The following is a 25,585-nucleotide window of genomic DNA, read 5'->3' on the forward strand; positions in this document are numbered from 1 at the left end:
AAGCCACGGACGAAGCGATCGGGGAAGAACCCCGAGGGACGCATGTCCCTCGGGTCTCACCTGATCGAGCTTCGCAACCGGCTCTTCATCGCGGCGATCGCGATCGCCGTCGCCTGCGTCGCCGGCTGGTTCCTCTCGGACTGGGTCTTCGAGGCCCTCAAGGCGCCGATCAGCGTCGTCGCGACGAGCCAGAACAAAGAGGCCGTCCTCAACTTCCCGACCATCACGGGAGCCTTCGACCTCCGCCTGCAGATCGCGATGACCATCGGCATCGTGATCGCGAGCCCGATCTGGCTCTATCAGATCTGGGCGTTCCTCGTGCCCGGGCTGACGGGCAAGGAGGTCCGCTACGGCGTCGGCTTCATCCTGACGGCCATCCCGCTGTTCCTCGCGGGCTGCCTCTCCGGCTGGTTCGTCTTCCCGCACATCGTGGAGCTGCTCACGAGCTTCACCGGCGGTGACGCGGCGAGCTTCCTCGACGCGAAGGTCTACTACGACTTCGTGCTCAAGCTCGTCCTGGTCGTCGGCGTCGCGTTCGTGCTGCCGGTGTTCCTGGTGCTGCTGAACTTCGTCGGCATCCTCCCGGGCTCGCTGATGATCAAGTCGTGGCGCATCGCGATCATGGTCATCGTCCTCTTCACCGCGATCGCGACGCCCGCCGCCGACCCGATCTCGATGTTCATGCTCGCGATCCCGATCACGATCCTGTTCTTCGCCGCGTGCGGGATCGCGCTCCTGCACGACCGCCGCGCCGCCAAGCGTCAGGTCGTCTTCGACGGCAGTCCCTCCGACCTGCCGGCGTGACCGGGGCCACACCGGCCGAGCGCTTCGCGGCGTTCCGCACACGACAGGGCCACGCGAGGGTCGAGGCGTTCCGCTCGACCCTCGCGTTCGACCTCGATCCGTTCCAGTACGAGGCGTGCAGCGCGCTCGACGACGGCCGCAGCGTCCTCGTCGCCGCGCCGACCGGTGCCGGCAAGACCGCCGTCGCCGAGTTCGCGATCCACCTGGCGATGCAGGACCCGAACGCCAAGGTCTTCTACACGACGCCGATGAAGGCGCTCAGCAACCAGAAGTTCCAGGAGTTCGTCGAGGACTACGGAGCGTCCGAGGTCGGCCTGCTCACCGGCGACTCGAACGTCAACGCCCGCGCCCGGATCGTCGTGATGACGACCGAGGTGCTGCGGAACATGCTCTACGCGGACTCCGATCTGCTCCGCGACCTCGCCTACGTCGTGATGGACGAGGTGCACTACCTCGCCGACCGCTTCCGCGGTGCGGTCTGGGAGGAGGTCATCATCCACCTCCCGCAGTCGGTCCGGCTGGTGTCGCTCAGCGCGACGGTCTCCAACGCCGAGGAGTTCGGCGACTGGCTGCAGACCGTCCGCGGCGAGACCGAGGTCATCGTGTCGGAGGAGCGGCCGGTGCCGCTGGACCAGCACGTCCTCGTCGGCGGCAAGCTGCTCGACCTCTTCGACTCGTCCGGACGCGCCGCGACCAACCGGGTCAACCCCGAGCTCGCCCGCCTCGCGCAGGGCGGCACCCGAGTCGAGCGCGGCGGTCGTGGCTCCGGGCGCGGACGCGGGGGCGGCGGCGGTCGCTTCCACGAGACGCGGACCGAGGACCTCGTCCCGCGCTCCGAGGTGGTCGAGATCCTGCGGGGCAAGAACCTGCTGCCCGCCATCTTCTTCGTCTTCAGCCGCAACGGCTGCGACCAGGCCGTCCGCCAGGTGCTCCGCTCCGGCGTCCGGCTCACCGAGCGGCACGAGCGCGACGAGATCCGCGCGATCGTCGAGGAGCGCTGCCGGACCATCCGCGATGAGGACCTCGCCGTCCTCGGATACTGGGAGTGGCTCGACGGGCTGCAGCGCGGCGTCGCCGCCCACCACGCCGGGATGCTGCCCGCGTTCAAGGAGGTCGTCGAGGAGCTCTTCCTCCGCCGCCTGGTGCGCGTGGTCTTCGCCACCGAGACGCTCGCGCTCGGCATCAACATGCCCGCGCGCACCGTCGTGCTCGAGAAGCTCGAGAAGTTCAACGGCGAGGCCCGCGTGCCGATCACCCCGGGCGAGTACACCCAGCTGACCGGTCGCGCCGGCCGCCGCGGCATCGACGTCGAGGGCCACTCGGTGATCCAGTGGCGCGGCGGGATGAACCCGCAGGCCGTCGCCTCGCTCGCCTCGCGCCGCACCTACCCTCTCAACTCGAGCTTCCGCCCCAGCTACAACATGGCGGCGAACCTGATCGACCAGTTCGGCCGGGCCCGCACCCGCGAGATCCTCGAGTCGTCCTTCGCGCAGTTCCAGGCCGACCGCTCCGTCGTCGACCTGGCCCGCCGGGTCCGGCAGCAGGAGACCTCGCTCGAGGGCTACGTCACCGCGATGCAGTGCCACCTCGGCGACTTCGGGCAGTACGCCGCGATCCGCCGCGAGATCGGCGAGCTGGAGCGCCGCGGCGCCGTCCGCGGCGAGTCGGCCTCCCACAGCGAGCGGGAGAAGCGCCAGGGCCAGCTGAGCGACCTGCGCCGGCGGATGAAGGCGCACCCCTGCCACGCCTGCTCCGACCGCGAGACGCACGCCCGCTGGGCCGAGCGGTGGTGGAAGCTCCGCAAGGAGACCGACGAGATCGAGCGCCAGATCCGCTCGCGGACCGGCGCGGTCGCTCGCATCTTCGACCGCATCACCGACGTGCTGATGGAGCTCGGCTACTTCCGGCGCGACGAGGCCGGCGAGCTGTCCCTCACTCCGAACGGCCGCACCCTCAAGCGCATCTACGGGGAACGCGACCTGCTGGTGGCCGAGTGCCTGCGCAAGCAGGCCTGGACCGAGCTCGACCCGGCCGGTCTCGCCGCGATGGCCTGCTGCCTGATCTACGAGCCCCGGCGCGAGGAGGGAACGCTCGGTGAGAAGTTCCTGCCGCGCGGCCACTTCCCCGAGGCCCTCGAGAAGACGCAGCTGCTCTGGGCGAAGCTCGACGACGTCGAGCGCGACCACCGGCTCCCGGGCAGCAACCCGATCTCGACCAGCCTCGCGCTGCCGATGAACATGTGGGCGCGCGGGATGCCGCTCGACGCGGTCCTCCGCGAGTCCGACATGGCCGCCGGCGACTTCGTCCGCTGGGCGAAGCAGACCATCGACCTGCTCGACCAGCTCTCGCTGGTGGCGGAGGGCAAGGTCGGGCGCGCCGCCCGCGCGGCCCTCGAGCTCGTCCGGCACGGCATCGTCGCCTACTCGACGGTCGCATGAGGTCAGTGATCTCGGCGCCCACCGGGCGCACGGCACCGCTGTGGCTGGCGATCCCGCTCGCGGCCCTCGGCGGGGCGGTCCTCGACCGCGGCTTCCCCGACTCCGACGTCTGGCCGCTCGCGATCCTCGGCACCGCCGCGATCCTGTTCGCGCTGGCCGGCCGCGGCTTCTGGAGCGGCGCGCTCGTCGGCCTGGTCGGCGGTGCGGTCTTCTGGGGCGTGCACATCGAGTGGCTGACGCTCTACCTCGGCCTCGTGCCGTGGGCAGCGCTGGCCGGGCTGCAGGCGATCTTCTTCGCGCTCTCCTCCGGGCTGACGGCGATGCTGCTGACCCGGGGTCAGCGGGTCTGGACGGGGCCGCTCGGCCGGATGATCGGGCTGCCCGCGCTGGTCGCCGCACTCTGGGTGGGCCGCGAGACGATCACCATCCAATGGCCCTACGGCGGGTTCGCCTGGGGGCGGCTCGCGCTGTCGCAGTCGACGGGGTCGCTCGCCGACCTCGCCGCCTGGGTGGGCTTCTCGGGCCTGAGCTTCGTGGTCGCGTTCCTCGCGGCGACGCTGGCGCAGGCGGTGCGGACGACGTCGGTGCCCGCCTCGGGCCGCGCGGCCGTCGTCGCCGGCTTCTCGATCGTCGCACTCGTCTTCCCGGCCTGGCCCGCGCCGACCGAGGGGACGACGCGCATCGCGGCGGTGCAGGGCGACTCCGACGCAGGCCTGTTCTCGCAGAGCTACCGCGGGCAGATCCTCGAGGACCACACCTCCGCGACCCTGCCGATCATCGACGAGGACGTCGACATGGTGGTCTGGCCGGAGAACGGCGTCGACATCGATCCAACTCGCAACGCGCAATCGGCGGCCGTGCTCGACTACCTCAGCAGCACGATGGACGCGCCCTTCATCGTCGGGACGATCACGAACCCCTCCGACGACGTCTTCTACAACAGCTCGCTGCTCTGGAAGGCGGGGGAGGGAGCGACCCAGGTCTACGACAAGGTGCACCCGGTGCCGTTCGCCGAGTACATGCCGGACCGCGCGTTCTGGCGGATGTTCGCGCCCGACCTGGTGGACCTGGTCAGCCGCGACTACTCGATCGGGACGCGCTCGAACGTCTTCGACATCAACGGGATCCTCGCGGGCATCGCGATCTGCTTCGACATCTCGGACGACTCGCTGACGAACGCGATGGTCGACGGCGGGGCGCAGCTGGTGCTCGCGCAGACCAACAACGCCGACTTCGGGCGGACCGACGAGAGCGTCCAGCAACTGGCGATCGCGCGGCTGCGGGCGATCGAGACGGGCCGCAGCGTGGTCAACATCTCGACGGTCGGCACGAGCGCGATCATCGCGCCCGACGGCTCGACGATCGACTCGCTGGAGTGGTTCGAGCCTGGGGCGATGGTGGACGACGTCCCGCTCGCCTCGACGACGACTCCGGCGCTGGTGTGGGCGCGGAACCTCGGCTGGTACTTCCTCGCCGCGAGCCTTATCGGGCTGGTCTCGTTCGTGCTCCGGACGCGCGAGCCGCGTCGCCGGCGCTAACGCGCGAACTCCGTCCGGGTACGAAGAAGGGTCCGCCGGCCGGCGAGGACGCCGGCCGAGCAGGACCCTGGGGCGCTACGCGCCGATCTTGTGCTCTCCGCGACGGGCGCGGAGGTAGGCGAGGCGCTCCTCGAGCAGCTCCTCGAGCTCCGCACGCGTGCGGCGCTCCAGCAGCATGTCCCAGTGGGTGCGCGGTGCCTTCTGCTCGCCCCGGTCGACGACGACGGGCTTCGAATCCACCAGCAGCACGGCCTCGTGGCCGCAGTTGCGGCACTCCCAGGTCTCGGGCGCTTCGGCGTCGGCCGAGAACACCATGTCGGTGTCGTGGCCGCAATCCGAGCAGTGATACGTGAACGTCGATCGCGGTGAGAAGACGACGCCTTCTTCGCTCTGCAGGCTCTGTGAGCCGAGCCTCATCCCGCGCAAGCTTCGATCTGCCATTGTGTGGTCTCCTCTCGCTGTGCTCCGACCAGTGTCGACCGCGGACCTGGGGGTGGTCCGGAGAGGCTCCCGTTTGCCAGAGGATCGTCAGGTGAACGGGCCTTTTCCGGCGCGTTCCGAGGGGCCGTCGGCGCGGCCTGCCGGGTCGTCCACGGCGAGGCGGGCGAGGTCGGTCCGGTCGGTGACGAGGCCGTCGACGCCGAGGTCGAGCAGGGCCCGCATCCGCTCGGGATCATTGATCGTCCAGAGGTGGATCTCGACTCCGGTGACCCGCAGTCGGGCGAGGATCCGCGGCGCGGTGACCGGCAGACCGGCTGCGCGCTCGGGGACCTGCAGCGCGTCGATGCCGCGGAGGGCTCGGCGGACGAGTGCCGGCTGCTTCAGATGGGCGCCGACGAGGGCCGCCACGAACCGGGGTGCCGAGGCCGACGTCGCCACGCCGGGGAGGTGGCGCACGGCGGCGCGACGGCGCGACTCCGAGAAGGAGGTGATCAGCACGCGGTCCCGCGCTCCGGCGGCACGGACCGCGTCGACCGTGGGGACGACGGCTGCCTTCGCCTTGATGTCGATGTTGAAGCGCGCGTCCGGCAGCCGCCGCAGGGCCTCGACGAGGGAGAGGAGCCGCTCGCCGGACGGCAGCACGCACTCGGCGAGCTCCTCCCAGCGCGTCCGGTCGATGCGGTTGCGGACGCCCGCGACGTCGACGACTTCCTCGTCGTGCACGAGGACCGCGACACCGTCGAGCGAGGCCCGGACGTCCGTCTCGAGGAGGTCGGCTCCGGCGGCGAGGGCGCGCTCGAACGACTCGAGGGTGTTGCCCTCGGCGCCCGGTGCGAAGCCGCGGTGGGCGATGACGAACGGCCGCCGTCCCGAGAGGAACGGCGGCCGCGGAGTCGTCATGGCGGAGGAGCCCCGGCCGAGGAGCGTCAGAAGGACGGGGCCGGGGGAGTCATGCCCGAGCCGTCCTGCTCGCGCTCCGGGCGGGTCGGCGAGTTCTTGCCGAACGCCTGGCCCATGCCCTTGAGCGCCTCGGTGAGCTCGCTCGGCACGATCCAGAGCTTGTTCGCGCTGCCCTCGGCGATTTTCGGCAGCATCTGCAGGTACTCGTAGGCGAGCAGCTCGTTGTCGGGGCGGCCCTCGTGGATGGCGGAGAAGACGGTGGTGATCGCCTTCGCCTCACCCTCGGCCCGGAGGACCGCGGCCTTCGCGTCACCCTCGGCGGCCAGGATCGCCGCCTGGCGGTGACCCTCCGCGTTCAGGATCTGCGACTGCTTCGTGCCCTCGGCGGTGAGGATGACGGCGCGGCGGTCTCGCTCGGCGCGCATCTGCTTCTCCATCGAGTCCTGGATGGAGATCGGCGGGTCGATCGCCTTGAGCTCGACGCGTCCGACGCGGATGCCCCACTTGCCGGTGGCCTCGTCGAGGACGATGCGCAGCTGGCCGTTGATGTTGTCGCGGGAGGTCAGCGCCTCCTCGAGGTTCAGCCCGCCGACCACGTTGCGGAGCGTGGTGGTGGTGAGCTGCTCGACCGCGCCGAGGTAGTTGGCGATCTCGTAGGTGGCGGCGCGCGCGTCGGTCACCTGGAAGTAGACGACCGTGTCGATCGAGACGACCAGGTTGTCCTCGGTGATCACGGGCTGCGGCGGGAAGGAGACGACCTGCTCGCGCAGGTCGACGGACGGACGGACCCGGTCGATGAAGGGGATCACCAGGTTGAGGCCCGGGAGGAGGGTGCGGTGGTACTTGCCCAGCCGCTCCACCACGCCGGCCGTGGCCTGCGGGACGATGCGGATGGCCTTGAACAGCACCACCAGGGCGAAGAGGACGATGACCACGATGATCACCGTCGTCACGATTGCTGCGGTGTTCACGACGAACTCCTTTCGGCGGGGACGACGACGGCCGTCGCGCCCTCGATGGCGGTGACGACGACGCGTTCGCCGAGACCGAGCGGGCGGGTTTCGACGAGCGGGGACAGCTTGGCCGTCCACGTCTCGCCGTTGACGAGCTTCACCTGGCCGGGGCCGGGTCCCGTGATCACGACGCTGCCGGCGAGGCCGAGCAGCGCGTCGGCTCCGGTCGGCGTCGGGTCGCCGCCGCGCTTGAGCAGCCGCAGCAGCGGGGGCCTGACCAGGAAGAGCAGCAGCACGGCGAGGACCGCGGCGACCGGGACTTGCACCCAGAACGGGGCGCCGGCCAGGCCGGTCGCGAGGCCGCCGATGCTGCCGACCGCGAGCATCAGGAAGGTGAACTCGAGAGTGATCATCTCGACGATCACGAAGATCAGGATGAGGGCGATCCAGAGGATCCAGGCGTACTGAGTCACTGCGTCCATGCGGTGCTCCTTCCCCTTACGAGCACGAGACCTCAGGGTAGCAAGGGCCCCCGCGAGGGGGCTGGGAGGAGGCGCGGGACCGGCGCGCAGCGAGTGAGCGACGCCGGCGGCGGCGGCTTGGTAGGCTCCTGCGTCGGGCCGTGGGCCCGTCATTCGTGCCCGATCCGGCTCCACCGCCGGCGTCCTGGAGGATCTCCCCGTGTCCAACCCCCTCGCCCCCGGCTCGCTCGACGGCAAGCGCGTCCTCGTCACCGGCTCCTCCCGCGGCATCGGCGCCGACACCGTCCGCTACTTCGCCGAGGCCGGCGCGAGCGTCGTCGTGAACTACCGCTCGAAGGCGCCGCGCGCGACGAAGCTCGTCGACCAGATCACCGCCGCGGGCGGCTCCGCCTTCGCCGTGGGCGCCGACCTCACCGACGCGTCCTCGCGTGCCGCCCTCTTCGCCGAGATCGAGGAGAAGCTCGGCGGGCTCGACGTGCTCGTGCTGAACGCCTCCGGCGGCATGGAGAGCAACATGGGCGAGGACTACGCGATGGTCCTCAACCGCGACTCGCAGGTCGCCACGCTGGAGGCGGCGCTGCCGCTGCTGGGCGAGGGCTCGCGCATCGTCTTCGTCACCAGCCACCAGGCGCACTTCATCCGCACCACGCCGACGATGCCGGAGTACGAGCCGGTCGCGCTGTCCAAGCGTGCGGGCGAGGACGCGCTGCGCGAGCGCATCCCGGCACTGACCGAGCGCGGTGTCGAGTTCGTCGTCGTCTCGGGCGACATGATCGAGGGCACCATCACCGCGACGCTGCTCGAGCGCTCGAACCCGGGCGCGATCAGCTCGCGTCGCGAGTCGGCGGGCAAGCTCTACAACGTGGGCGAGTTCGCGGCCGAGGTCGCCCTGGCCGCGGTCGAGCCGATCCCCGCGGAGAACACGCGCCTCGTCGGCGACACGGCCGACTTCGCCTGACGGCGGGCGCGGAGGCCGCGCCCCGATCGCAGCGACAGCCCCTGAGGAGGGGTAGGAGTCGGACACGGCCTCGTGCCGTCCGTCCGCTGCTCTCCGAGCCGGGCGGTGCCGGAGCTCGCGTGCGTGTCGGGGTTCGCTGCGCCGCGGTCAGCGGGCCGGGGACGACCTCGGGTCGGTCACGAAGCCGACCGGGGGCAGTCCGGACAGCGCCGGGGAGACGCGGTCGATGACCTCCGCGTGATGGTCGACGCCCTGTCGGCGGAGGAACGACCAGCACTTCAGCGAGGCGGGGCGACGCTCGAGGGGGAGGTGCGCGGCCTCGACGAGGATCACGGTCGAGGACCGGTGCAGGATCCTGATCGGGACGGGGACGGTCCTCCCGTCGATGATCCACTCCGACACCGCGTGCGCACGGCCGTGCTCCTGGTCCACGCCGAGGGTGAGGACGCTCCGGAAGTCCTCCGAGGCGGCGCCCAGGCCGATCTGGAAGTCGCCGTCCGTGCTGTCGAGGAGGAAGGCGACGTCGAGTCCTCGGCGGTGACGGACGGCGAACGTCGTGAGCGGACGACCGCTGTCGGGCGCGCCTCGGGCGGCGGCGCCGCGAGGGAGGAGCTGCGCCTCGTCCGGGCCGGGGGAGACTCGTGTTCCTACCGGGTGCATCATCATCGACACCTCCTCCTGCGAGCATAGAGGCGACCCCGTCCGCCGGCCCCCCGGGTGCGGTGCACGCGCGCAGCCCGCCGATCCTCCGCTCGTGCCGGTCGAGGTCCGCGCTGGCGGCGCAGGCTGCGACTGCGCTACTGTCGCTCGCAGAGGGCAAAAACCGCTCGGCTCCGGCTGGGCGAACCGCGTACACGTCTCATCGGGAGTCGTCACTTCTTCTTCGAAGGAGTGTCCCCGTGTCCCTACGATCCCTCGCCCCCGTCGGAGCCCCCGGCTCACCGCGCAGTCTGCGTGAGGCCTGGCTCCCGCTCGCCGGACTGTCCGCGGTGTTCCTGTTCGAGATGCTCGACAACTCGGTCCTGAACGTCGCTCTGCCCACCATCGGGCGCGAGCTCGCGTCGTCCACGGCGGCGCTGCAGTGGGTGTCCGGTGCGTACTCGGCCGCGTTCGGCGGCCTGATGCTGCTCTTCGGCGCGGTCGCCGACCGGTACGGCCGCCGCCGCACGATGCTCGTCGGCCTGACGCTGCTGGCGTGCGCGAGCGCGCTCACTCTCCTCGTCGGCTCGGTGGAGCAGCTCATCGCCGTCCGGGCGCTGATGGGCGTCGCCGCCGCGATGACCACGCCGGGGTCGATGGCGCTGGCGTTCCGGCTCTTCTCCTCCGACGAGCTGCGGGTGCGGGCGCTGACGGTCGTCTCGACCGCGGGGCTCGTCGGTCTCGCCGTCGGACCGACGATCGGCGGCTTCGTCCTGGCGGTGGCGCCGTGGCAGGTGCTCCTCGTCGCGAACGCTCCGATCGCGGTCGTCGCGTTCGTCGGCATCCGCGCCGGGATCGCCGTGGATCGGCCCGAGGACCTGCACCGGAATCCGGTGGACGTGCTCGGGGCCGTCCTGGGCACCGCGGCGGTGGTCGGGGTGCTCGTCACGCCGACGCTCTTCGTCGTCGCGGCCGCCGGCGGGACGGCGTGGAGCGCCGCGGTTCTGACCGTTCTCGCCGCGGCAGGGTTCGTGTGGCGGGAGCGCGCGGCCCGCCATCCACTGCTCGATCTCGCGGTGCTCGCCCGGCCGCTGGTGGCGAGCGGGCTGGCCTACAAGGCGGCCGCCGGACTCGCGACGGCAGCGCTCTCGTACCTGGTCACGCTGCAGCTGCAGTCCGCGTGGGGCTGGCCGCCGGCCCTCGCCGCGGTCGGGACCCTGCCGCAGGTGCTGGTGCTGCTGGCCGGAGGGCGCTTCGTCGGCCCGTTCGTCCGGCGCGTCGGCGTCGGCCGCGCCGCGGGGGCCAGTGCCGCCGCGGTCGTCGGCGGACTCGCCGTCTTCAGCGCCCTCGGCCGCTTCGGCTATCCCTTCGTCCTCCTCGCCCTCGTGCTCGTCGCCGCGGGACTGCGGGTGGTGGGCGCCGTCGCCGGCACCAGCGTGCTCTCGGGACTGCCCTCCTCCAGCACCTCGATCGGCGCTGCCCTCGTGGACACGGCGAGCGAGCTCGCCACCGCGGTCGGCCTCGCCGCCACGGGGACCGTCCTCGCGGCCCTCGTCGCGGGCAGCATCACGGTGACCGCCACGACCGCGGCGCAGGCCGAGTCGATCGGCGGCGCGCTCTCGCTCGCCGGACTGGTCGTCACCGGCGCGGCGGCGCTCCTCGTCGTCGTCGGCCTCGTGCGCTCCCGCGCGACCGTCCTCCCCTCCGCTGCTGCTCAACACCTCACTGCCCAGGAGTCCACTCATGTCTGACGCCATCGCCCGCCCCGAGCCCGTTCCCGCCGCCCGACCGCCGTTCGACCCCGAGCTCGCCGGTGTCCTGGCCGCGCTCGAGGCGCGCGGCGCCTTCACTCTCACGCGCGAGGCGCTCCCGAGGATGCGGCAGCTCGACACGACAGAGGAGGCCCTCGACGAGCGGCTGCGCACCCGCGGCTACGAGCGGCGCAGTCTCACCGTGCCCGGGCACCGCGGCGATCCGATCCGGCTCGCCGTCGTTCAGCGGATCGGCCGGACCGGCAGGACCGGCAGGACCGCGGGGGTCTACGCGGTGCACGGCGGCGGGATGATGTTCGGCCACCACCTCGGGAACCTCGATTCCTACGACGACTGGCTCCTCGACCACGACGTCGTCCTCGTCAGCGTCGACTACCGCCTCGCGCCCGAGCACCCCGATCCCTACCCGGTCGAGGACTGCTACGCCGGCCTGGTCTGGGTCGCCGCGCACGCCGACGAGCTCGGCATCGATCCGGAGCGCCTCGTCATCGCGGGACAGAGCGCGGGAGGCGGGCTCGCGGCGGGCACGGCGCTGCTCGCCCGTGACCGGGGTGGTCCGGCGCTGCTGGCGCAGATCCTGGTGTCGCCGATGCTCGACGATCGCGACGACACCGTTTCGACACGGCAGATCGACGGTGCCGGCGTGATGGACCGGACCCTGGTCCGCTTCGCCTGGGACGCCTACCTCGGAGCTCGCCGGGCGACCGAGGACGTCTCCGCGTATGCCGCTCCGGCACGCGCGTCGGACGTGTCGGGACTGCCTCGCACCTACCTCGACTGCGGCAGCGCCGAGGTCTTCCGCGACGAGACCGTCGCTTACGCGAGCGCTCTCTGGGCGGCGGGGGTCGATGCGGAGCTGCACGTCTGGCCGGGTGCCTTCCACGGCTTCACGAGCATGGCGCCCGGCGCGGCCCTCTCCCGGTCGGCGACGGCCGCCCTGGCCGACTGGACGCGGCGGCTGCTCGGTGCTCCCGTCCCGGTGGTCCTCGACGACGACGCGGAGGCGGAGCCGGCGGGGACGGCTCTCGGGGATGCTGCGCTGGGCGGGAGGGGCGAGTAGGACGCCGCGGGCGGCGAGGCTCGCGGGTGAGCGCGGGACCAGACGTCGTGGAGGCGACCGCTCGCGGTCCGGACGAGGAGCACCCGTGCGCTACTCCCGCGGTGCCGTGATCGTCCGGCGGAAGGTGACGACCTCCTGCGCGACGACCCGGATGTCCTGGCCGGTCGCGCGCGCCTCCGCGCAGGGCGCCGAACGCCGCGTCGGCGGCAGGCGCAGGGAGACGCTGAGGAAGCCGACGGCCCTTGCCCCCTCCGGGAGAGCGGACCTCGAGTGGAGCCGAGAAGTACGGCGCGACCTGATCATCCACGGCCGCGCCACTCCGGGCGCCATCGTCTCGCACGAGCTGCCGCGGGACGACGCGGTGCGCGGCTTCGACCAGTTCGACGAGCGCGTGGACGGCTGGACGAGGCTCGTGCTGCACCCGGCGCACCGAGGGGCCGTTCGTCGGTGGAGCGATCGGACCCTGCGCGGGCTCTGTCCGGGGAGCTGCGCTCGGTTAGCGTCCACTCGTGGGCGGGGGGCCCGCGAGTGGACGCGGGACGGGGTGTGGTGAGGTGCTGGGGGCCGGTTCGGGTCCGTTCGTGGGGGGGCGTGCGTGCCGCGTCCATTCGGTGGTGGATCTCGATACGCCCGCTGCGCGGGCTATTCGATCAGCATGAATCGCTGCGCCTGCTGCGCGGGCTGCTCGATCGACGTGAATCGCTGCGCCTGCTGCGTGGGCTGCTCGATCGGCATGGACTGCTCGGGCGCGGGAGGACCTCGTCTGAGGGCGCTTGCATGCTGGTCGAGTAGCCCCGCAGGGGCGTATCGAGACCCGCCGTCATCCGCAGAGTGGGATTGCAGACTCGGCTTCTGACGCTGGTGGATCTCGATACGCCCGCTGCGCGGGCTACTCGATCAGCATGCAGCGCTGCGCCTGCTGCGCGGGCTGCTCGATCGGCATGGACCGCTCGGGCGCCGCAGGACCTCGGCGGGAGGGGGTCAGGCGGGTGGGAGGGCGGGGGCCGCGCGGCGGGCGGCGCGGAGGCCGTTGGCGATGATCACGACCTCGGCGAGCTCGTGGACGAGGACGACGCAGGCGAGGCCGAGGACGCCGAGGAGTGCGAGGGGGAAGAGGACGACGATCACGGCGAGCGCGAGGACCAGGTTCGCGGTCATGATGCGGCGGCCGCGCCGGGCGTGCAGGAGCGCGGCGGGGATCAGGCGCAGGTCGGTGCCGGTGAAGGCGACGTCCGCGGACTCGATCGCGGCGGCCGAGCCGGTCGCTCCCATCGCGATGCCGACGTCCGCGCTCGCGAGCGCGGGGGCGTCGTTGATGCCGTCGCCGATCATCGCGACCCGGCGGTGCCGGCGGAGCTGCTCGATCGCGGCGGCCTTGTCGGCGGGCCGCTGCTCGGCGCGCACGTCGGAGATCTCGGCCTGAGCCGCGAGGGCGCGCGCTGTCCGGGCGTTGTCGCCGGTGAGCATGAGGGTGCCGATGCGGTGGCGCTCGAGCTCCGCGATCGTCGCGGCCGCCTCGGGCTTGAGCTCGTCGCGGAGGCCGATCACGCCGAGGACCGCGCCGCCGCGCTCCACGACGACGGCCGTCATCCCGGCGCTCTCCATCGCCTCCAGCTGCGCCGTCAGCGCTCCGGCGGTCACCCAGCGCGGGCTGCCGATGCGCACCGCGACTCCGGCGAGGGTGCCGGTGATGCCGTCACCGGGATGCTCGGTGACGTCCTCCACCGGGGCCGACGTCGAGCCGGTGGCGAGGATCGCGGCGGCGAGCGGGTGCGTGCTGCGTGCTTCGAGGGCGGCGGCGACGGCCAGGACCTCCTCGCGGGACACGTCGGAGGCGGTCGCGACCTCCGTGACGCTCGGGCGGCCCGTGGTGAGGGTGCCGGTCTTGTCGAACGCGACGACCTGCACGGTGCCGAGGCGCTCGAACGCCTCGCCGGAGGTGATGATCAGGCCGAACCGGCTGCCGGCTCCGATCGCGGAGACGACGGTCACCGGCACGGCGATCGCCAACGCGCAGGGAGATGCGGCGACGAGGACGACGAGGGCGCGCTCCGTCCAGGTGGTGGTGTCGCCGAGGAGGACGCCGAACAGGGCGATGCCCGCGGCGAGCAGCAGCACGATCGGGACGAGGGGCTTCGCGAGGCGGTCGGCGAGGCGGGCCCGCTCGCCCTTGCGGGCGTGGGCCTGCTCGACCAGGCGCACGATCGTCGTCAGGGAGTTGTCGGTGCCCGCGGCGGTCGCCTCGACCTGCAGGGCTCCGCCGCCGTTGATCGCTCCGGCGGAGACGGCGTCGCCCGGGCCGACCTCGACGGGGATCGACTCGCCCGTGATCGCGGAGGTGTCGAGGCTGCTGCGGCCGGAGACGACGACGCCGTCCGTCGCGATCCGGTCGCCGGGGCGCACCACGAGCACGTCGAGCTCGCGCAGCTCGCGGGCCGGGACGGTCACGTCGCCGTGCAGGCGGGAGACGATCGCGGTGTCCGGGATCAGGTCGAGCAGGGCGCGCAGGCCGCCGCGGGCCCGGTCCATCGCGCGGTCCTCGAGCGCCTCCGCGATGGAGAAGAGGAACGCCAGCGCCGCCGCCTCGCCGACGTGCCCGAGCAGGACGGCACCGACGGCGGCGATCGTCATCAGCAGGCCGACACCGAGCTTGCCGCGCAACAGCCGCCGCACCGCGCCGGGCATGAACGTCGATGCACCGGCGACGAGGCTCGCGCCGAGCACGATCGTTCCGGCGAGCTCCAGGCCCGTCCACTCCAGGACGGAGCCGGCGAGCAGCAGCACACCGGCGGCGAGGGGGATCAGGACGCCGAGGTCCCGCCACCACGCGATCGACTCCTCGCCGGACTCGTGGTCGTGCTCGTCGTCGTCGTGAGCGTCGTGGTTCGAGCCGGAGGGACCGTCGTGGGTGTGCGGCTCGTGCTCGGTCGGCGCGGGGCGCGTGCCGAGGCTCACCGGGACCGGTGCGTCCTCGGCCGCGCAGCAGGCGTCCCCGGTGCCCCGCGGTCGCAGCGCCAGAGTCCGGCGAGGGGTCGTCGGCTCGTCGGGGCCGCAGCACTCCGCGCTCACGCGGACACCCCGCAGCACAGCGGCACGTCGCAGTCCTCGTCCGTGCACTCCGCGCCGTCATCCACCGCGAGCACCACGTCGACCATCGCGGTCAGTGCTTTCGCGAGGTGCGGGTCGGCGAGCTCGTACCGGGTGCTGCGCCCCTCCGGAACGCCCGCGACGATGCCGCAGCCGCGCAGGCAGCTCAGGTGGTTGGACACGTTCGAGCGCGTCAGGCCGAGCGACTGGGCCAGCTCGCCCGGATAGCCGGGCTCCTCGATCAGGGAGAGCAGGATGCGCGAGCGGGTGGGGTCGGCCATCGCCCGGCCCAGCCGGTTCATGACGTCGAGGCGCGAAGCATTGGTCAGCATGCGATGACCTTACAGTGACCGCTGACCAGTCGTCCGGTGCGTCGGGACGGCGAGGTTCCTAAACTCGTCAGCATGACCGATGACACCGACGACTTCGCGTCGCGACCGACGACGCTGACGGCCCGCTTCTCGATGAGCGGCTGGGACCCGGCACCGCTGGCCGGCCTCGACGGCGACGGGGACTGGGTCGGTGCGGTCGTGATGCGGAAGACCTACACGGCGGGGATCCTCGGCGAGAGCGTGGCCGAGTTCCTCTCCTCGGGCGGGGAGGAGACCGGGCGCGGCTACCTGGCAGCCGAGCGCATCACGGGACGCCTCGAGGACGGGCGCTCCGGCGCGTTCACCGTCCACCACGGCGGGCTGCAGCATCCGGGCGGCGGCTCGAGCTTCGGCTACCTCGTCCCGGGCTCGGGGACCGGCGACTTCGCGGAGTGGGCGGGGACGGCTCGCATCGACCACGACGACGAGGGCGCGTTCTTCACGTTCGTCCTGGAGTAGCGGTGGGGGTCCGGGGCGGATCGAGATCCGCCTGCGTCGGAACGGGAGTCTGCAGGCCCGCCGTGCTGGGGGTGGTGGGTCTCGATACGCCCCTGCGGGGCTACTCGACCAGCATGTTCGCTGCCACTTGTGGACGAGTCATGCTGGTCGAGTAGCCCGCGGAGCGGGCGTATCGAGATCCGTCGGCGTCAGAAGTCGAGTCTGCAGACCTGCCGTGCTGGGGGTGGTGGGTCTCGATACGCCCCTGCAGGGCTACTCGACCAACATGTTGCGGCGCAGCGACGTCCATTTCCTCGCCACCGAGACGCGAAGCGGCTTCCGCGCTCGATACGCCCCTGCGGGGCTACTCGATCAGCATGTGTGCGGGCGACTCCTCCAAGTGGATCCACCAGTGTCAGGACAAGGGTCTGCACGACCGCCATGCTGGGGACGGTGGGTCTCGATGCACCCCTGCGGGGCTACTCGACCAGCATGTCGCGGCGCAGCCGCGTCCTTTCGCTCACCACTGAGACGCGAAGCGGCTTCCCCGCTCGATACGGATGCGGGTGCCGTCGCCCGGGGTCAGAGCGTCTCGAGGGACGGGGTGATCATGGTCCGCAGCTCCCAGGGGATCACCGCGGTGACGTAGCGGTCGTCGAGGCGGGCACCGATCGCGAGGAAGTGCGGGGCGATCTCGACCCGGTGGCTGCGGTGCGTCTCGCCGTCCACCAGCAGGGGCACTCCGCGGCGGATCTCGTAGCCGGCCAGGGGCTCGCCGCGGACGACCCGCAGGCGCTCGGAGACCAGCTGCCCGGGGAAGAGCGTGCGCAGCGCGTCGACGAGGTGGGCCTCGAGGCGCGCCTCGAGCGGGTGCGCGCGCTCGGCGGGGATCGGCATCGACGTCCGGACGGCCTCGAACAGCGTCGGGTAGCGCATCCGGCGGATCTGATCGCGCAGCCACTCGGGGAGGGTCGACGTCTCGGCGCGGGCGATCGCGGCCCGCTGCGCCGGGGTGAGGGCGACGAAGTTCCGCGGGTCCTCACGGCGGGCCGGGTACCGGTAGAACGTGTAGGAGACGCTGACGGCGACCGCCCGCCCGCTGGCGAGGCTGGACGAGGCGGTGAACGGCTCGAGATGGTGCGGCGAGGCGAACGTGTAGACGGGACCGGGGAGGGTCGCGGCGACCTCCGCGAGGGTCGGCGGCGCGCCCACCCTCTGCCGCGCGTCCTCGTCCATGCCGGGGTCCCTAGTGATGCTCGTCGAGGATCTGCCGCGCCAGGGCCGTGATCGTCGTCGAGGTCGAGCGCGAGCGGCTCCGGAGCAGCTCGAACGCCTGCGGGATCGAGATGTCGTGGGTGTAGGCGAGGACGCCCTTGGCCTGCTCGACGACGACGCGACTGCTCAGGGCGCGCTGCAGCTGCGACTGCGTGGGGGCGTCCTGCTCGCGAGCGCGCTGGTGCAGGAGCCCGACGGTGGCGATGTCGGCGAAGCCCTGGACGACGGCGATGTCGTCGGGGTCGAGGGTCCCCGCCCGGGCGCGGAACAGGTTGAGGGAGCCGAGGGTGACCCCCTGCGCGCGCATCGGCACGCAGTGCGCGGCTCGGAGGTCGAGCTCCGCCGCTCTGCTCCGGAACTCGGACCAGTGGTCGCCGACCTCGGCGATGTCGGGCACGATCACGGGTTCGCCGCTGGTGCAGCTGTCGACGCAGGGCCCGGCGGCGCTCAGCTGCAGCAGATCGAGGAGGTGCGCGTCCTCCTCGGTGGAGGCCAGGACGTCGAGGGTGCCGCTCGCGTCGGCGAGGACGAGGCCGGCGGACACGGCGTCGAAGACGGTGGCGCTCGCGTCGACGAGGGTCTGCGTGAAGTCGATGACGTCGTAGTCCTCGACGAGCGTGTTCGACAGGGTGACGAACGTCGTGATGATGCTGCGCTCGCGGGAGGCGGTCATCGCGGGTCCTCCCGGGGAGTGCGGGGGCTGCGGGCGAGGACGTCGCGGCGGTTCAGGATGTCGGGGAAGGCCGTCCGCTGCTGCACGATGTCGGCGGCGACCGCCATCACCGACCGGTCGTGGGCGAAGGCGTGGGCACGCAGGAGCAGGAGCGCGTCCTCAGGAGTGATGCTGTAGCGGGCGACGACCATCCCGGTGGCCTGGTGGACGATCCGACGGGAGCCGGGGTTCGCGCTGTCGTCGTCGTCGTTGTCGCGCAGGACGGCGGCGAGCAGGCGCAGCGACGTCGCGACGGAGGCGGCGGCGAGGTCGGCCATCAGGCCGGCGCTGAGGGGTCCGGGCGTGCGGGAGTAGACGTCGACCGCGCCGAGGGAGAGGCCGGCGAAGACGAGGGGGAAGGCGAACACCGCGCGGACGCCGGTGCTCCTGACCGCATCGGCGAACAGCGGCCAGCGCGATTCGGCTCCCGTGTCCGGGACGGAGACCGGAGCGTCGGCGGTCATCGCCGCCCAGCACGGGCCCTCGCCGAGGTCGAGCTGGATCTCGTCGAGCCGGGCGGCGGTCTCGTCGCTGGCCGCGACGGTCTCGCCGCCGAAGGGGCTGCCGATGGTCGAGATCGCGACGCCGTCGATGGGGGAGCCGCGCAGGTACGGTTCGCAGAGTGCAGGGCCGTCCACTGCGCTCACCCCAGCCGCGGACGACCCGCGGAAGCGCCGCAGCTGCTCGGCGACGGAGTGCGCCAGGCTCGGATGGATGGCGCCCGGTGGGTCGATCGCGGCGAGGACCTCGGCGACGACCGGTTCGGTGGGACTGCTCACGGACGTGACCTTCCAGGCGGCGCCCCACGACCGCGTCTCCGCGCCGGGATCCACGAGAGGAGTCGTGCCGGCTCGACCGCGCAGGGACGGGCGCGGCAGCACTGAGAACGGTAGACGCCCCCGTCATCGGCGTCGAGGCATTGACGGGGCGCGGCACGCGGGTGCCGGATGCACGCGGCAGCGAGGTCGGGCGTGCTCAGGCGGGGTCGTACCCGCCCTCCTCGTTCCACTGGTCGAGGCCCTCGCGGACGGGCGTCCGGGGTGCGGGGGCGGGGCGCCGCCACGTCGACAGGGCGGCGTCGGCCCAGGCGGTCACGGCCGGCCGCGGCGGATCGGCGACCGGAGGCGCGCGTTCTCGAGGGGGCGGTGCGCGTCGTCACAGGTGCGCCTCGGGGACCGCGTCGGGCTCCGCGCCGATCCCCGTGAACGCCGCGAGCGGGGAGCCTGCGGAGGGGATGCGGCGGTGCAGGGCCGGGCGGAGCGCACGCGTCGCCTGCTCGCGGACTAGCCGGGCGAGGCCGGGATGGATGGCGCCGGGGACGGCGATCGCGCTGATCAGCGCTGCCAGAGCGAGGGTGGTGCCTGTCCGGTCCATGATCGCTTCTTCGAGAAGGGAACCGAGGGGAACGATCGGAGCCGGCCGGCGCAGTGCCGGTGACGAGATGCGCGGGTCCAGGCGCAGGTCGGATCGTGGTCGGGGTGAGCGTAGGCCCCCGCAGCCGCCGGCACCAGAGGCATCGTCCCGGCGGTCCGGCGATCGCGGGCGCAGAGCGGACCGTGATCGGCCCCCACGGGATCGCCCTCCTGCGGCCCGAACGCGCGTAGCCTTCGCCCCGACCGCCCCGACGTCTTCCCGGTGGGTCTCGGCACCGCGTCAGGTGCACCCGACGGCAAGACCCGCATGGGCAGGCTCGTGTACAACTCGTCCTTCGAGGTCGACTTCGACGATCGCCGCCTCGCCCACCTGAAGATCGTGATCGGCGCCGAGCTCGGCCGCAACGAGGGCTTCTTCTTCTCCTGGAAGGACACCCTCGTGGTCGGCAACGGCCGCACCACCCTGTGGATGCATCCGACCATCCCGCTGCGCTTCACGTTCCTGACCGGCGCGACGCCGCCGATCAATGCGGAGTGGGTGCGCCGCCTCATCGCCGAGTCGCACGGCGGGACGGGGCTGCGGATCTCGTCGGAGGTGCCGCCGGTCACGACGGCGGGCTGACGGCGCTCGCCGCGGGGCGAGGCGGGAGGACGGCGCTCTTCTCCGCCGTCTCCTCGCCTCGCGGGTGAGGAAACCCACCGGTCTCCGATGGACATCGCGAGGGCGGAGTGTCGGTGGCATCGGCTTACACTCGATCCGATTCGAACGTGTGTTCGATTCGGTGAGGGGAAGACCATGAGCGTGACCGTCGTGGATCGCATCGCGACTCCGGTCGAGGAGGCCGTCTCCGTCACCTTCCTCGTCGCGGGCGACGCGGTCGCCGCGGGCTTCCCCTCGCCGGCGCAGGACTACTTCGACGGCTCCCTCGACCTCAACGACCACCTGATCCGGGACCGGACGTCGACGTTCATCGTCCGCGTCTCCGGGGAGAGCATGAGCGGCGCCGGCATCAGCGACGGCGACGAGCTCGTTGTCGACCGGTCGCTCACGCCGACGCATGGGAGCGTCGTCATCGCGATCCTCGACGGCGAGCTGACCGTCAAGCGGCTCGAGCTGAATCCCGGGGGAGTGGTGCTGCGCGCGGAGAACCCGGATTACCCGCCGATCCTCGTCGCCGAGCTGAGCGACCTCCAGATCTGGGGCGTCGTCACCGTCTGCCTGCACCGGCTGCACCGTGCGCTCTGAGCGGCGGATCGGCCTGGTCGACGTGAATAGCTTCTACGTCTCCTGCGAGCGGCTGTTCGACCCGAAGCTGCAGGGGCGGCCGGTCGTCGTCCTCTCGAACAACGACGGCTGCGTGGTCGCCCGCTCGGACGAGGTCAAGAAGCTCGGCATCGAGAACGGGACGCCGTGGTTCAAGGTCGAGCCGCTCATCCGCTCGGGCCGGCTGCCGGAGGTGATCGCCCGATCCAGCAACTACGAGCTGTACGGCGAGCTGTCCGCGCGGGTGATGGAGCTGCTGGGCCGCTACTCGGCGTGGCAGGAGGTGTACTCGATCGACGAGAGCTTCCTCGGCGTCGACGGCGACGTGGCGGAGCGGGCGAGGATCGGCCGGGCGATGCGCGCCGCCGTCGCGAAGAACGTCGGCCTGCCCGTGTGCGTCGGCTTCGGGCCGAGCAAGACGCTCGCGAAGTTCGTCAACAAGGGCGGCGCGAAGAAGCACCCGCGCCTCGGCGGCGTCTGCGACACCGACTGGTACACGCCCGCGCAGCTCGACGCGCTGATGGCGTCCCAGCACGTCACCGAGCTGTGGGGCGTCGCCGGCCGCACCGGGAAGCGCCTCGCGGAGCTGTCCATCCACACGATCCGCGATCTGCGCGACGCCGACCCGGCGCTGATCCGGAAGAAGTTCTCCGTCGTGCTGCAGCGCTCCGTCTACGAGCTGCGCGGTGTCGACTGCATCCCGCTCGAGGCGGCCCGGACGGTGCGCGACCAGCTGATCTTCTCGCGCTCGTTCGCCACTCCGGTGACGACGATCGCGGACATGGAGCAGGTGCTCTCCGTCTACGCGCAGCGTGCCGCGCACCGCCTGCGCGCGCAGGGGTCGGTGACGAAGACGATGAGCGTCTTCGCGTCGACGTCGCCGTTCGCGGACGCGCCGTACGAGTCCGCGGGCGGGCTCGCGGGCTTCCCGGTGCCCACCGACGACCCGGTGGCGATCGTGAAGGCCGCGATCGGCACGCTGCGGCCGCGGCTGCGCGAGGGGGCGCGGTACGTGCGGGCCGGCGTGATCCTCACGAACCTGTCCGCGCGGGACTCCCACGTCCTCCTCGATCTGTTCGACACCGCCTTCGACACCAAGGGCCTCGGCGCGACCATCGACGCCGTGACGAAGCGCCACGGGCGAGCCGCGGTCGGTCTCGGGCTCGCGGGGATCCGCAAGGGGCCGGTCTGGACGATGAAGCGCGGCGCGCTGTCGCTGCGCGCGACGACGCACTGGGGGGAGCTGGCGACGGCGCATGCGCGGTGACCAGCCGCTCGACCCCTGTGCACCGCTCACCGGTCCTGCTGCCGCGTCACCGGTCCCGCTGCCGCGTCGGCGGGTCGGCGGTGGTGGAGCGGTAGTAGTCCAGGAGCTGCAGCCCGGAGGCCGCCGCCTCGTCGAGGATCACGGTGGCGTGCGGATGGAGCTGCAGCGCGGACGCGGGGACGAAGGAGCTCAGCGGCCCCTCCACCGCGGCGGCGATCGCGTCGGCCTTCGAGACGCCCTGGGCGACGAGGAGCAGTTGTCCGGCGTCGAGGATCGTCCCGATGCCCTGGGTCAGGCACTGCGTCGGCACGAGCTCCGGGGCGTCGAAGAAGCGGGCGTTGTCGTCGCGCGTGCGGGGTGCGAGCGTCTTCAGACGCGTGCGCGAGGCGAGCGACGAGGTCGGCTCGTTGAAGCCGATGTGCCCGTTCGCGCCGATGCCGAGGATCTGCAGGTCGATCCCGCCGGCGTCGAGGATCCGCCGCTCGTACCGGTCGGCGGCCGCGTCGAGGTCGTCGGCGCGGCCGTCGGGCACGTGCACCCGCCGAGGATCGAGGCCGAGCGGCTCGACGACGTCGCGGGCGAGGACGCTCGCGTAGGACTCCGGGTGCGCGAGCGGGAGGCCGACGTACTCGTCGAGCGCGAAGCCGTGGACCCGGGAGAAGGAGACCTCTCCCGCCTCGGCGAGGCGGCGCAGCTCGGCGTACACCCCCGTCGGGCTCGAGCCGGTGGCGAGGCCGAGCACGGTCTCGGGATCGGCGCGGACGAGCGCGGCGATCGTGGATGCCGCGACGCGGGCGACCTCGTCGGCGGAGGGAAGGACGACGATCTCCATGCGGGTTCCGATCAGTGGGAGGCGGGCTGGAACGACGCCGCGCGGAGGCGGGCGAGGGCGAGGGCGCCCTCGACGGGCGGGCGGTCGAGGACGATCAGGCGGAGATCCGGGTCGAGGCGGGACCTGATGGCCTCCTGCAGGCGGGGCTGGTGGACGATGACGCCGCCCGCGGCCACCACGACGGCGCCGACGGCGCCTCGGCGTCGGAGGGCGCGGACACCCTCGGCGAGCCGCTGCGCGGCGTGGTCGATCACCTCCGGGGCGACGACGGATCCCTGCTCCGCCGCCTGGAAGACGAGCGGGGCGAGCCGTCCCCACTCGGTGAGGCCGGCCCGGGCGGAGACCTCGAGCGCCAGGTGCTCGAGGTCCTCGACGCCGTAGCTCGCGAGAAGCAGCGGACCCAGCACGTCGCCGCCCCGCCCGAGGTCCTCGTGCAGCAGCAGCTCGCGGACCGCCTCGCGGACCAGGGCGGGTGCGCTGCCGAAGTCGTTGAGCATCCAGCCGAAGCCGAACGCGCGGAGAGGCTGCCCGGATCTGTCGCGGCCGAGCACGACGGCGCCGGTCCCGACGATCAGCTGCAGCGACGGCTGCCGGCCGAGCGCGGGCCCGAGCAGCTCGGCGTCGTTGACGACCTCGACGTGGGAGGTGCCGAGCCGGCCGACGAGCGCCTCCTGCGCGCGGCGCACCTGAGCCGGGGTGTCGACTCCGTTCAGACCGGCCACGACCTGAGTCCGCGGTCCCACCGGGGCGAGCCCCTGGACCAGGTCGGCGAGCCGGAGGAGGTTCGCGGGATCGGAGAACACCGGTCCCGAGCGCCACTGCGCGGAGGGCACGACCAGGTCCTCGCGCCGCCCGGCGCCCGACTCGACGGCGAGGTGGGTCTTGGTGCCGCCGACATCGATGCCGACGAGCGCGGCCTCGCGGTCCGTCATCGGCCGCGGACGCAGTCGTCGACGCGGACGAGGTCCCGGCCGCGGAGCGTGTAGAGCGCGCCGTCGGCATCGGCGGCGAGGTGCGGACCGCTGTACCAGCCGCCGTTGATCGCCGGGACGACGACCGTGACGGCGAAGGTGCGCGGGTCGATGCGGAACAGGGTGGTGTCGCTGACGACGTAGACGCGGCCTCGGGCGGTGGTCATCGCGGCGAAGCCGGGGCAGATGGCGCGCTGGTCCGAGGTGTGCACGATGCTGCGGCTGACGCGGTCGATGACGAGGACGATCCCCTTGATGGTGATCGCGAACAGGTACCGGCCGTGGTGGCTGAGCGCGGCGATGCCGGTCGCCTGTCCGGTCTCGAGGCGCCACAGCTCGATGCGGTTCACGGGGTCCCACGCGACGACGGTCCCGCGGGGCCCGGTCTTCTGCGCGTTGTCCCCGCCGAGGTAGGCGACTCCGTCGACGGCGGTGACGGCGCGGATCAGCTGCGCGGAGTCGATCGGGTTCACGGCGATCGTCGAGGCACCGGTCACCGGGTCGTAGGTCCAGATCGAGCCGCCGCCCTCGGTGTCGGCCTGCGCCGCGACGAGCAGGAGCCCGCTGGCCTCGTCGTACTCGGTGTCGAGGGGACGGTTCTGCGCCTCGGGGAAGCGCGCGACCTGGCGGATCGGGTCCGGGGAGGCGGGGTCGTAGGCCCAGATCCCCTGGCCGCTGTACTGGCCGGTGTGCAGGACTCCGTCGATGACCTCCGCGTCCTTCGCCTCCCCGGGAGCCCGCAGGTTCAGGACGGCCCCGGTGGCGAGGTCGTGGCGGGCGATGCCGCCGTTGCCGCCGACGTAGGCGAAGCCGGCTCCGACCGCGATGCCCATGCAGGTCTGCGGTCCGACCGGGGCGCCGGCCTCGCCGAGGTCGATCAGCCGGTGGTCGGTGCCGGGCAGCGAGATCCGCGCGAGGAAGGCGTAGCCGGAGGTGGCGACGAGGTCGCCGTCGAGCGGGTCGAGGCCCCAGATCTCGCCCAGGTCCAGGCCGGCCAGGTCGAGCTGCTCGACGGTGCTTCCCGCGGTGTCCCAAGCGACGATGCCGGTCTCGTTGGCGGCGTAGACGGTGTCGTCGATCCGCGCGAAGCTCTTCGCGGTCTTGCCGATCGACAGCGCGGACGTGTACGAGCCGGGGTCCGCGAGCGACAGCGAGGCGAGGGTGCTCGGCCGGGCGGCGCCGGCGGTGGAGACGAGGAGCCGGTCGCCGTCGACGGCGAGCTCGCGGATGCTCGGATCGGCGGTCATCTCGGCCGGGGTGATGTTCGCGAAGGCCGCGGTCGCGCGGTCGAAGGCGTAGAGCGCAGCGCGGCTGGTGCCCGCCCCGCCGCCGAGCGTGCTGCCGGCGCCGAAGTAGACGGCGGCGTCGGTGGCGGCCACGGCCCGGGCGAGGGTGACCGCCGGGTCGGGGACGCCGAGGCTCGTGACGGTGGCGGTCGCGGGGTCGTACTGCCAGAGCGCGGGCGCCGTCGTCCCTCCGCCGCCGACCGCGAAGAGGACGCCGTCGGGCGAGACGGCCAGGTCGCGCACGTCGCGGTCGCCGATCCTCCCGATCGGGGTCGCCGCGACGGCGGGGGTCGCCAGGTCCCAGCGGAAGAGGTTCGGCGCAGTCCCGGCCGACTTCTGCAGGATCCCGATGTAGAGCAGTCGCCGGACCGGATCGAGGGCGAGCGCCTGGATGCTGTAGCCGTTGCCGACGGTGGTGGAGGCGGTGACGACTCCGGCGGCGACGTCGACGGCGATGACCCCGGTGGTCGCGAGGTTGCGGGAGCCGATGTAGGCGACGCCGTCGAGGAGCACGCTGCTCATCAGCGCGTACTGCTCGATGCCCGGGCCGAGCGGGACGATCCGCGGCGCTCGGCCGGAGTCGCGGGTGTCGGCGTCGGCGGGGCCGGCGAGGGCGGTCAGGGCGACAGCCCCGCCGACGGCGCCGAGGACGGTGCGACGAGAGAGGAAGTGGTCGGTCATGGCGGTGACTCCTGAGGTCGGAAGGGTCGCTGGAGGCCGGGCC

24 protein-coding genes are annotated in these 25,585 nt (G+C 72.5%); 10 read left to right on the forward strand and 14 right to left on the reverse strand.

Annotated features, from left to right (window positions below):
* Positions 1 to 42: 42 nt before the first annotated feature.
* From tatC to lnt, 3 genes are read left to right on the forward strand one after another with little or no spacing between them, the layout of a single operon-like run.
* On the forward strand, positions 43 to 804 hold the full coding sequence (tatC, locus tag HQQ86_RS18645) for a twin-arginine translocase subunit TatC (protein ID WP_173289873.1): 762 nt from the start codon (positions 43 to 45) through the stop codon (positions 802 to 804).
* Complete coding sequence (locus tag HQQ86_RS18650) at positions 801 to 3,242, forward strand: DEAD/DEAH box helicase (protein WP_173289875.1); 2,442 nt, start codon at positions 801 to 803, stop codon at positions 3,240 to 3,242. Before tatC ends, HQQ86_RS18650 begins: the two co-directional genes overlap by 4 nt.
* Positions 3,239 to 4,780: an apolipoprotein N-acyltransferase gene (gene lnt / locus HQQ86_RS18655; RefSeq protein WP_173289877.1), complete on the forward strand. Its 1,542-nt coding sequence runs from the start codon at positions 3,239 to 3,241 to the stop codon at positions 4,778 to 4,780. The genes HQQ86_RS18650 and lnt overlap by 4 nt, the downstream gene beginning before the upstream one ends.
* Before the next feature lie 75 nt (positions 4,781 to 4,855).
* On the opposite strand, the gene HQQ86_RS18660 is transcribed toward lnt, so the two are convergent.
* The 4 genes from HQQ86_RS18660 to HQQ86_RS18675 all read right to left on the reverse strand — a co-directional run bounded on the left by HQQ86_RS18660 (position 4,856) and on the right by HQQ86_RS18675 (position 7,556).
* The gene (locus tag HQQ86_RS18660) at positions 4,856 to 5,221 is read right to left on the reverse strand and encodes an RNA polymerase-binding protein RbpA (RefSeq protein WP_123446336.1); all 366 of its coding nucleotides are present in this window, start codon (positions 5,219 to 5,221) and stop codon (positions 4,856 to 4,858) included.
* An 87-nt stretch (positions 5,222 to 5,308) separates the two neighbouring features.
* On the reverse strand, positions 5,309 to 6,121 hold the full coding sequence (locus HQQ86_RS18665) for a glycerophosphodiester phosphodiesterase family protein (RefSeq protein WP_173289879.1): 813 nt from the start codon (positions 6,119 to 6,121) through the stop codon (positions 5,309 to 5,311).
* Between the two features lie 26 nt (positions 6,122 to 6,147).
* Positions 6,148 to 7,092 carry an SPFH domain-containing protein gene (locus HQQ86_RS18670; RefSeq protein WP_173289880.1) on the reverse strand — a complete coding sequence of 315 codons (945 nt, stop codon included), beginning with the start codon at positions 7,090 to 7,092 and terminating at the stop codon, positions 6,148 to 6,150.
* A complete protein-coding gene (locus HQQ86_RS18675) occupies positions 7,089 to 7,556 on the reverse strand; it encodes an NfeD family protein (protein WP_173289882.1) in 468 nt (155 codons plus the stop codon). Before HQQ86_RS18675 ends, HQQ86_RS18670 begins: the two co-directional genes overlap by 4 nt.
* Positions 7,557 to 7,755: 199 nt before the next feature.
* On the opposite strand from HQQ86_RS18675, the gene HQQ86_RS18680 reads away from it, so the two are divergent.
* Positions 7,756 to 8,514 (forward strand): SDR family oxidoreductase, encoded by a 759-nt coding sequence (locus HQQ86_RS18680; protein ID WP_173289884.1) that lies wholly within the window; start codon positions 7,756 to 7,758, stop codon positions 8,512 to 8,514.
* A gap of 147 nt (positions 8,515 to 8,661) precedes the next feature.
* Here the strand turns inward: HQQ86_RS18680 and HQQ86_RS18685 are convergent, their stop codons facing one another.
* On the reverse strand, positions 8,662 to 9,180 hold the full coding sequence (locus HQQ86_RS18685) for a hypothetical protein (protein ID WP_173289885.1): 519 nt from the start codon (positions 9,178 to 9,180) through the stop codon (positions 8,662 to 8,664).
* A 233-nt stretch (positions 9,181 to 9,413) separates the two neighbouring features.
* On the opposite strand from HQQ86_RS18685, the gene HQQ86_RS18690 reads away from it, so the two are divergent.
* Together HQQ86_RS18690 and HQQ86_RS18695 are read left to right on the forward strand one after the other, a co-directional pair.
* Positions 9,414 to 10,904 carry an MFS transporter gene (locus tag HQQ86_RS18690; RefSeq protein ID WP_367948726.1) on the forward strand — a complete coding sequence of 497 codons (1,491 nt, stop codon included), beginning with the start codon at positions 9,414 to 9,416 and terminating at the stop codon, positions 10,902 to 10,904.
* A complete protein-coding gene (locus HQQ86_RS18695; protein ID WP_173289887.1) occupies positions 10,897 to 11,985 on the forward strand; it encodes an alpha/beta hydrolase in 1,089 nt (362 codons plus the stop codon). Before HQQ86_RS18690 ends, HQQ86_RS18695 begins: the two co-directional genes overlap by 8 nt.
* Positions 11,986 to 12,966: 981 nt before the next feature.
* Here HQQ86_RS18695 and HQQ86_RS18700 read toward each other — a convergent pair.
* Together HQQ86_RS18700 and HQQ86_RS18705 are read right to left on the reverse strand one after the other, a co-directional pair.
* Positions 12,967 to 14,817, reverse strand: a complete 1,851-nt coding sequence (locus HQQ86_RS18700) for a heavy metal translocating P-type ATPase (RefSeq protein WP_367948750.1) — start codon at positions 14,815 to 14,817, stop codon at positions 12,967 to 12,969.
* Between the two features lie 233 nt (positions 14,818 to 15,050).
* A complete protein-coding gene (locus HQQ86_RS18705) occupies positions 15,051 to 15,404 on the reverse strand; it encodes a helix-turn-helix transcriptional regulator (protein ID WP_173289891.1) in 354 nt (117 codons plus the stop codon).
* A 72-nt stretch (positions 15,405 to 15,476) separates the two neighbouring features.
* On the opposite strand from HQQ86_RS18705, the gene HQQ86_RS18710 reads away from it, so the two are divergent.
* Entirely contained in the window at positions 15,477 to 15,902 is a 426-nt protein-coding gene (locus HQQ86_RS18710; RefSeq protein ID WP_173289893.1) for a DUF3224 domain-containing protein, read from the forward strand.
* 561 nt (positions 15,903 to 16,463) lie between these two features.
* Here HQQ86_RS18710 and HQQ86_RS18715 read toward each other — a convergent pair.
* From HQQ86_RS18715 to HQQ86_RS18730, 4 genes are all read right to left on the reverse strand, one after another.
* Positions 16,464 to 17,117 (reverse strand): hypothetical protein, encoded by a 654-nt coding sequence (locus tag HQQ86_RS18715; RefSeq protein WP_173289895.1) that lies wholly within the window; start codon positions 17,115 to 17,117, stop codon positions 16,464 to 16,466.
* Between the two features lie 10 nt (positions 17,118 to 17,127).
* The gene (locus HQQ86_RS18720; RefSeq protein ID WP_173289897.1) at positions 17,128 to 17,829 is read right to left on the reverse strand and encodes a GAF and ANTAR domain-containing protein; all 702 of its coding nucleotides are present in this window, start codon (positions 17,827 to 17,829) and stop codon (positions 17,128 to 17,130) included.
* The gene (locus HQQ86_RS22180; RefSeq protein ID WP_173289899.1) at positions 17,826 to 18,647 is read right to left on the reverse strand and encodes a GAF and ANTAR domain-containing protein; all 822 of its coding nucleotides are present in this window, start codon (positions 18,645 to 18,647) and stop codon (positions 17,826 to 17,828) included. Before HQQ86_RS22180 ends, HQQ86_RS18720 begins: the two co-directional genes overlap by 4 nt.
* 376 nt (positions 18,648 to 19,023) lie before the next feature.
* Entirely contained in the window at positions 19,024 to 19,242 is a 219-nt protein-coding gene (locus tag HQQ86_RS18730) for a hypothetical protein (RefSeq protein ID WP_173289901.1), read from the reverse strand.
* Positions 19,243 to 19,548: 306 nt separating this feature from the next.
* Here HQQ86_RS18730 and HQQ86_RS18735 point away from each other — a divergent pair, with 306 nt between their 5' ends.
* The 3 genes from HQQ86_RS18735 to HQQ86_RS18745 all read left to right on the forward strand — a co-directional run bounded on the left by HQQ86_RS18735 (position 19,549) and on the right by HQQ86_RS18745 (position 21,772).
* A complete protein-coding gene (locus HQQ86_RS18735; RefSeq protein WP_173289903.1) occupies positions 19,549 to 19,863 on the forward strand; it encodes an ATP-dependent DNA ligase in 315 nt (104 codons plus the stop codon).
* A gap of 174 nt (positions 19,864 to 20,037) precedes the next feature.
* Positions 20,038 to 20,487, forward strand: a complete 450-nt coding sequence (locus HQQ86_RS18740) for a LexA family transcriptional regulator (protein WP_173289905.1) — start codon at positions 20,038 to 20,040, stop codon at positions 20,485 to 20,487.
* Positions 20,477 to 21,772, forward strand: coding sequence for a Y-family DNA polymerase (locus HQQ86_RS18745; RefSeq protein ID WP_173289906.1), 1,296 nt, complete (start codon positions 20,477 to 20,479; stop codon positions 21,770 to 21,772). The genes HQQ86_RS18740 and HQQ86_RS18745 overlap by 11 nt, the downstream gene beginning before the upstream one ends.
* Before the next feature lie 46 nt (positions 21,773 to 21,818).
* On the opposite strand, the gene nagB is transcribed toward HQQ86_RS18745, so the two are convergent.
* Genes nagB through HQQ86_RS18760 form a run of 3 tightly spaced genes read right to left on the reverse strand, consistent with a single transcriptional unit; the run spans position 21,819 to position 25,542 of the window.
* The gene (nagB, locus tag HQQ86_RS18750) at positions 21,819 to 22,604 is read right to left on the reverse strand and encodes a glucosamine-6-phosphate deaminase (RefSeq protein WP_173289908.1); all 786 of its coding nucleotides are present in this window, start codon (positions 22,602 to 22,604) and stop codon (positions 21,819 to 21,821) included.
* Positions 22,605 to 22,615: 11 nt separating this feature from the next.
* Positions 22,616 to 23,536 carry an N-acetylglucosamine kinase gene (locus tag HQQ86_RS18755; protein WP_173289910.1) on the reverse strand — a complete coding sequence of 307 codons (921 nt, stop codon included), beginning with the start codon at positions 23,534 to 23,536 and terminating at the stop codon, positions 22,616 to 22,618.
* Positions 23,533 to 25,542 (reverse strand): hypothetical protein, encoded by a 2,010-nt coding sequence (locus tag HQQ86_RS18760; protein ID WP_173289912.1) that lies wholly within the window; start codon positions 25,540 to 25,542, stop codon positions 23,533 to 23,535. Before HQQ86_RS18760 ends, HQQ86_RS18755 begins: the two co-directional genes overlap by 4 nt.
* Positions 25,543 to 25,585 lie beyond the last annotated feature (43 nt).

It is taken from the genome of Rathayibacter sp. VKM Ac-2857, assembly GCF_013205025.1.
In the GTDB taxonomy this organism is placed as follows: Bacteria; Actinomycetota; Actinomycetes; order Actinomycetales; family Microbacteriaceae; genus Rathayibacter.

Excerpts from the sequence above, each read along its gene's own strand:
- tatC (WP_173289873.1), top strand. The coding sequence starts at position 43 with ATGTCCCTCGGGTCTCACCTGATCGAGCTTCGCAACCGGCTCTTCATC.
- lnt (WP_173289877.1), top strand. The coding sequence starts at position 3,239 with ATGAGGTCAGTGATCTCGGCGCCCACCGGGCGCACGGCACCGCTGTGG.
- HQQ86_RS18660 (WP_123446336.1), bottom strand. The coding sequence starts at position 5,221 with ATGGCAGATCGAAGCTTGCGCGGGATGAGGCTCGGCTCACAGAGCCTG.
- HQQ86_RS18665 (WP_173289879.1), bottom strand. The coding sequence starts at position 6,121 with ATGACGACTCCGCGGCCGCCGTTCCTCTCGGGACGGCGGCCGTTCGTC.
- HQQ86_RS18675 (WP_173289882.1), bottom strand. The coding sequence starts at position 7,556 with ATGGACGCAGTGACTCAGTACGCCTGGATCCTCTGGATCGCCCTCATC.
- HQQ86_RS18685 (WP_173289885.1), bottom strand. The coding sequence starts at position 9,180 with ATGATGATGCACCCGGTAGGAACACGAGTCTCCCCCGGCCCGGACGAG.
- HQQ86_RS18695 (WP_173289887.1), top strand. The coding sequence starts at position 10,897 with ATGTCTGACGCCATCGCCCGCCCCGAGCCCGTTCCCGCCGCCCGACCG.
- HQQ86_RS18705 (WP_173289891.1), bottom strand. The coding sequence starts at position 15,404 with ATGCTGACCAATGCTTCGCGCCTCGACGTCATGAACCGGCTGGGCCGG.
- HQQ86_RS18710 (WP_173289893.1), top strand. The coding sequence starts at position 15,477 with ATGACCGATGACACCGACGACTTCGCGTCGCGACCGACGACGCTGACG.
- HQQ86_RS18715 (WP_173289895.1), bottom strand. The coding sequence starts at position 17,117 with ATGGACGAGGACGCGCGGCAGAGGGTGGGCGCGCCGCCGACCCTCGCG.
- HQQ86_RS18720 (WP_173289897.1), bottom strand. The coding sequence starts at position 17,829 with ATGACCGCCTCCCGCGAGCGCAGCATCATCACGACGTTCGTCACCCTG.
- HQQ86_RS18730 (WP_173289901.1), bottom strand. The coding sequence starts at position 19,242 with ATGGACCGGACAGGCACCACCCTCGCTCTGGCAGCGCTGATCAGCGCG.
- HQQ86_RS18735 (WP_173289903.1), top strand. The coding sequence starts at position 19,549 with ATGGGCAGGCTCGTGTACAACTCGTCCTTCGAGGTCGACTTCGACGAT.
- HQQ86_RS18740 (WP_173289905.1), top strand. The coding sequence starts at position 20,038 with ATGAGCGTGACCGTCGTGGATCGCATCGCGACTCCGGTCGAGGAGGCC.
- nagB (WP_173289908.1), bottom strand. The coding sequence starts at position 22,604 with ATGGAGATCGTCGTCCTTCCCTCCGCCGACGAGGTCGCCCGCGTCGCG.
- HQQ86_RS18755 (WP_173289910.1), bottom strand. The coding sequence starts at position 23,536 with ATGACGGACCGCGAGGCCGCGCTCGTCGGCATCGATGTCGGCGGCACC.
- HQQ86_RS18760 (WP_173289912.1), bottom strand. The coding sequence starts at position 25,542 with ATGACCGACCACTTCCTCTCTCGTCGCACCGTCCTCGGCGCCGTCGGC.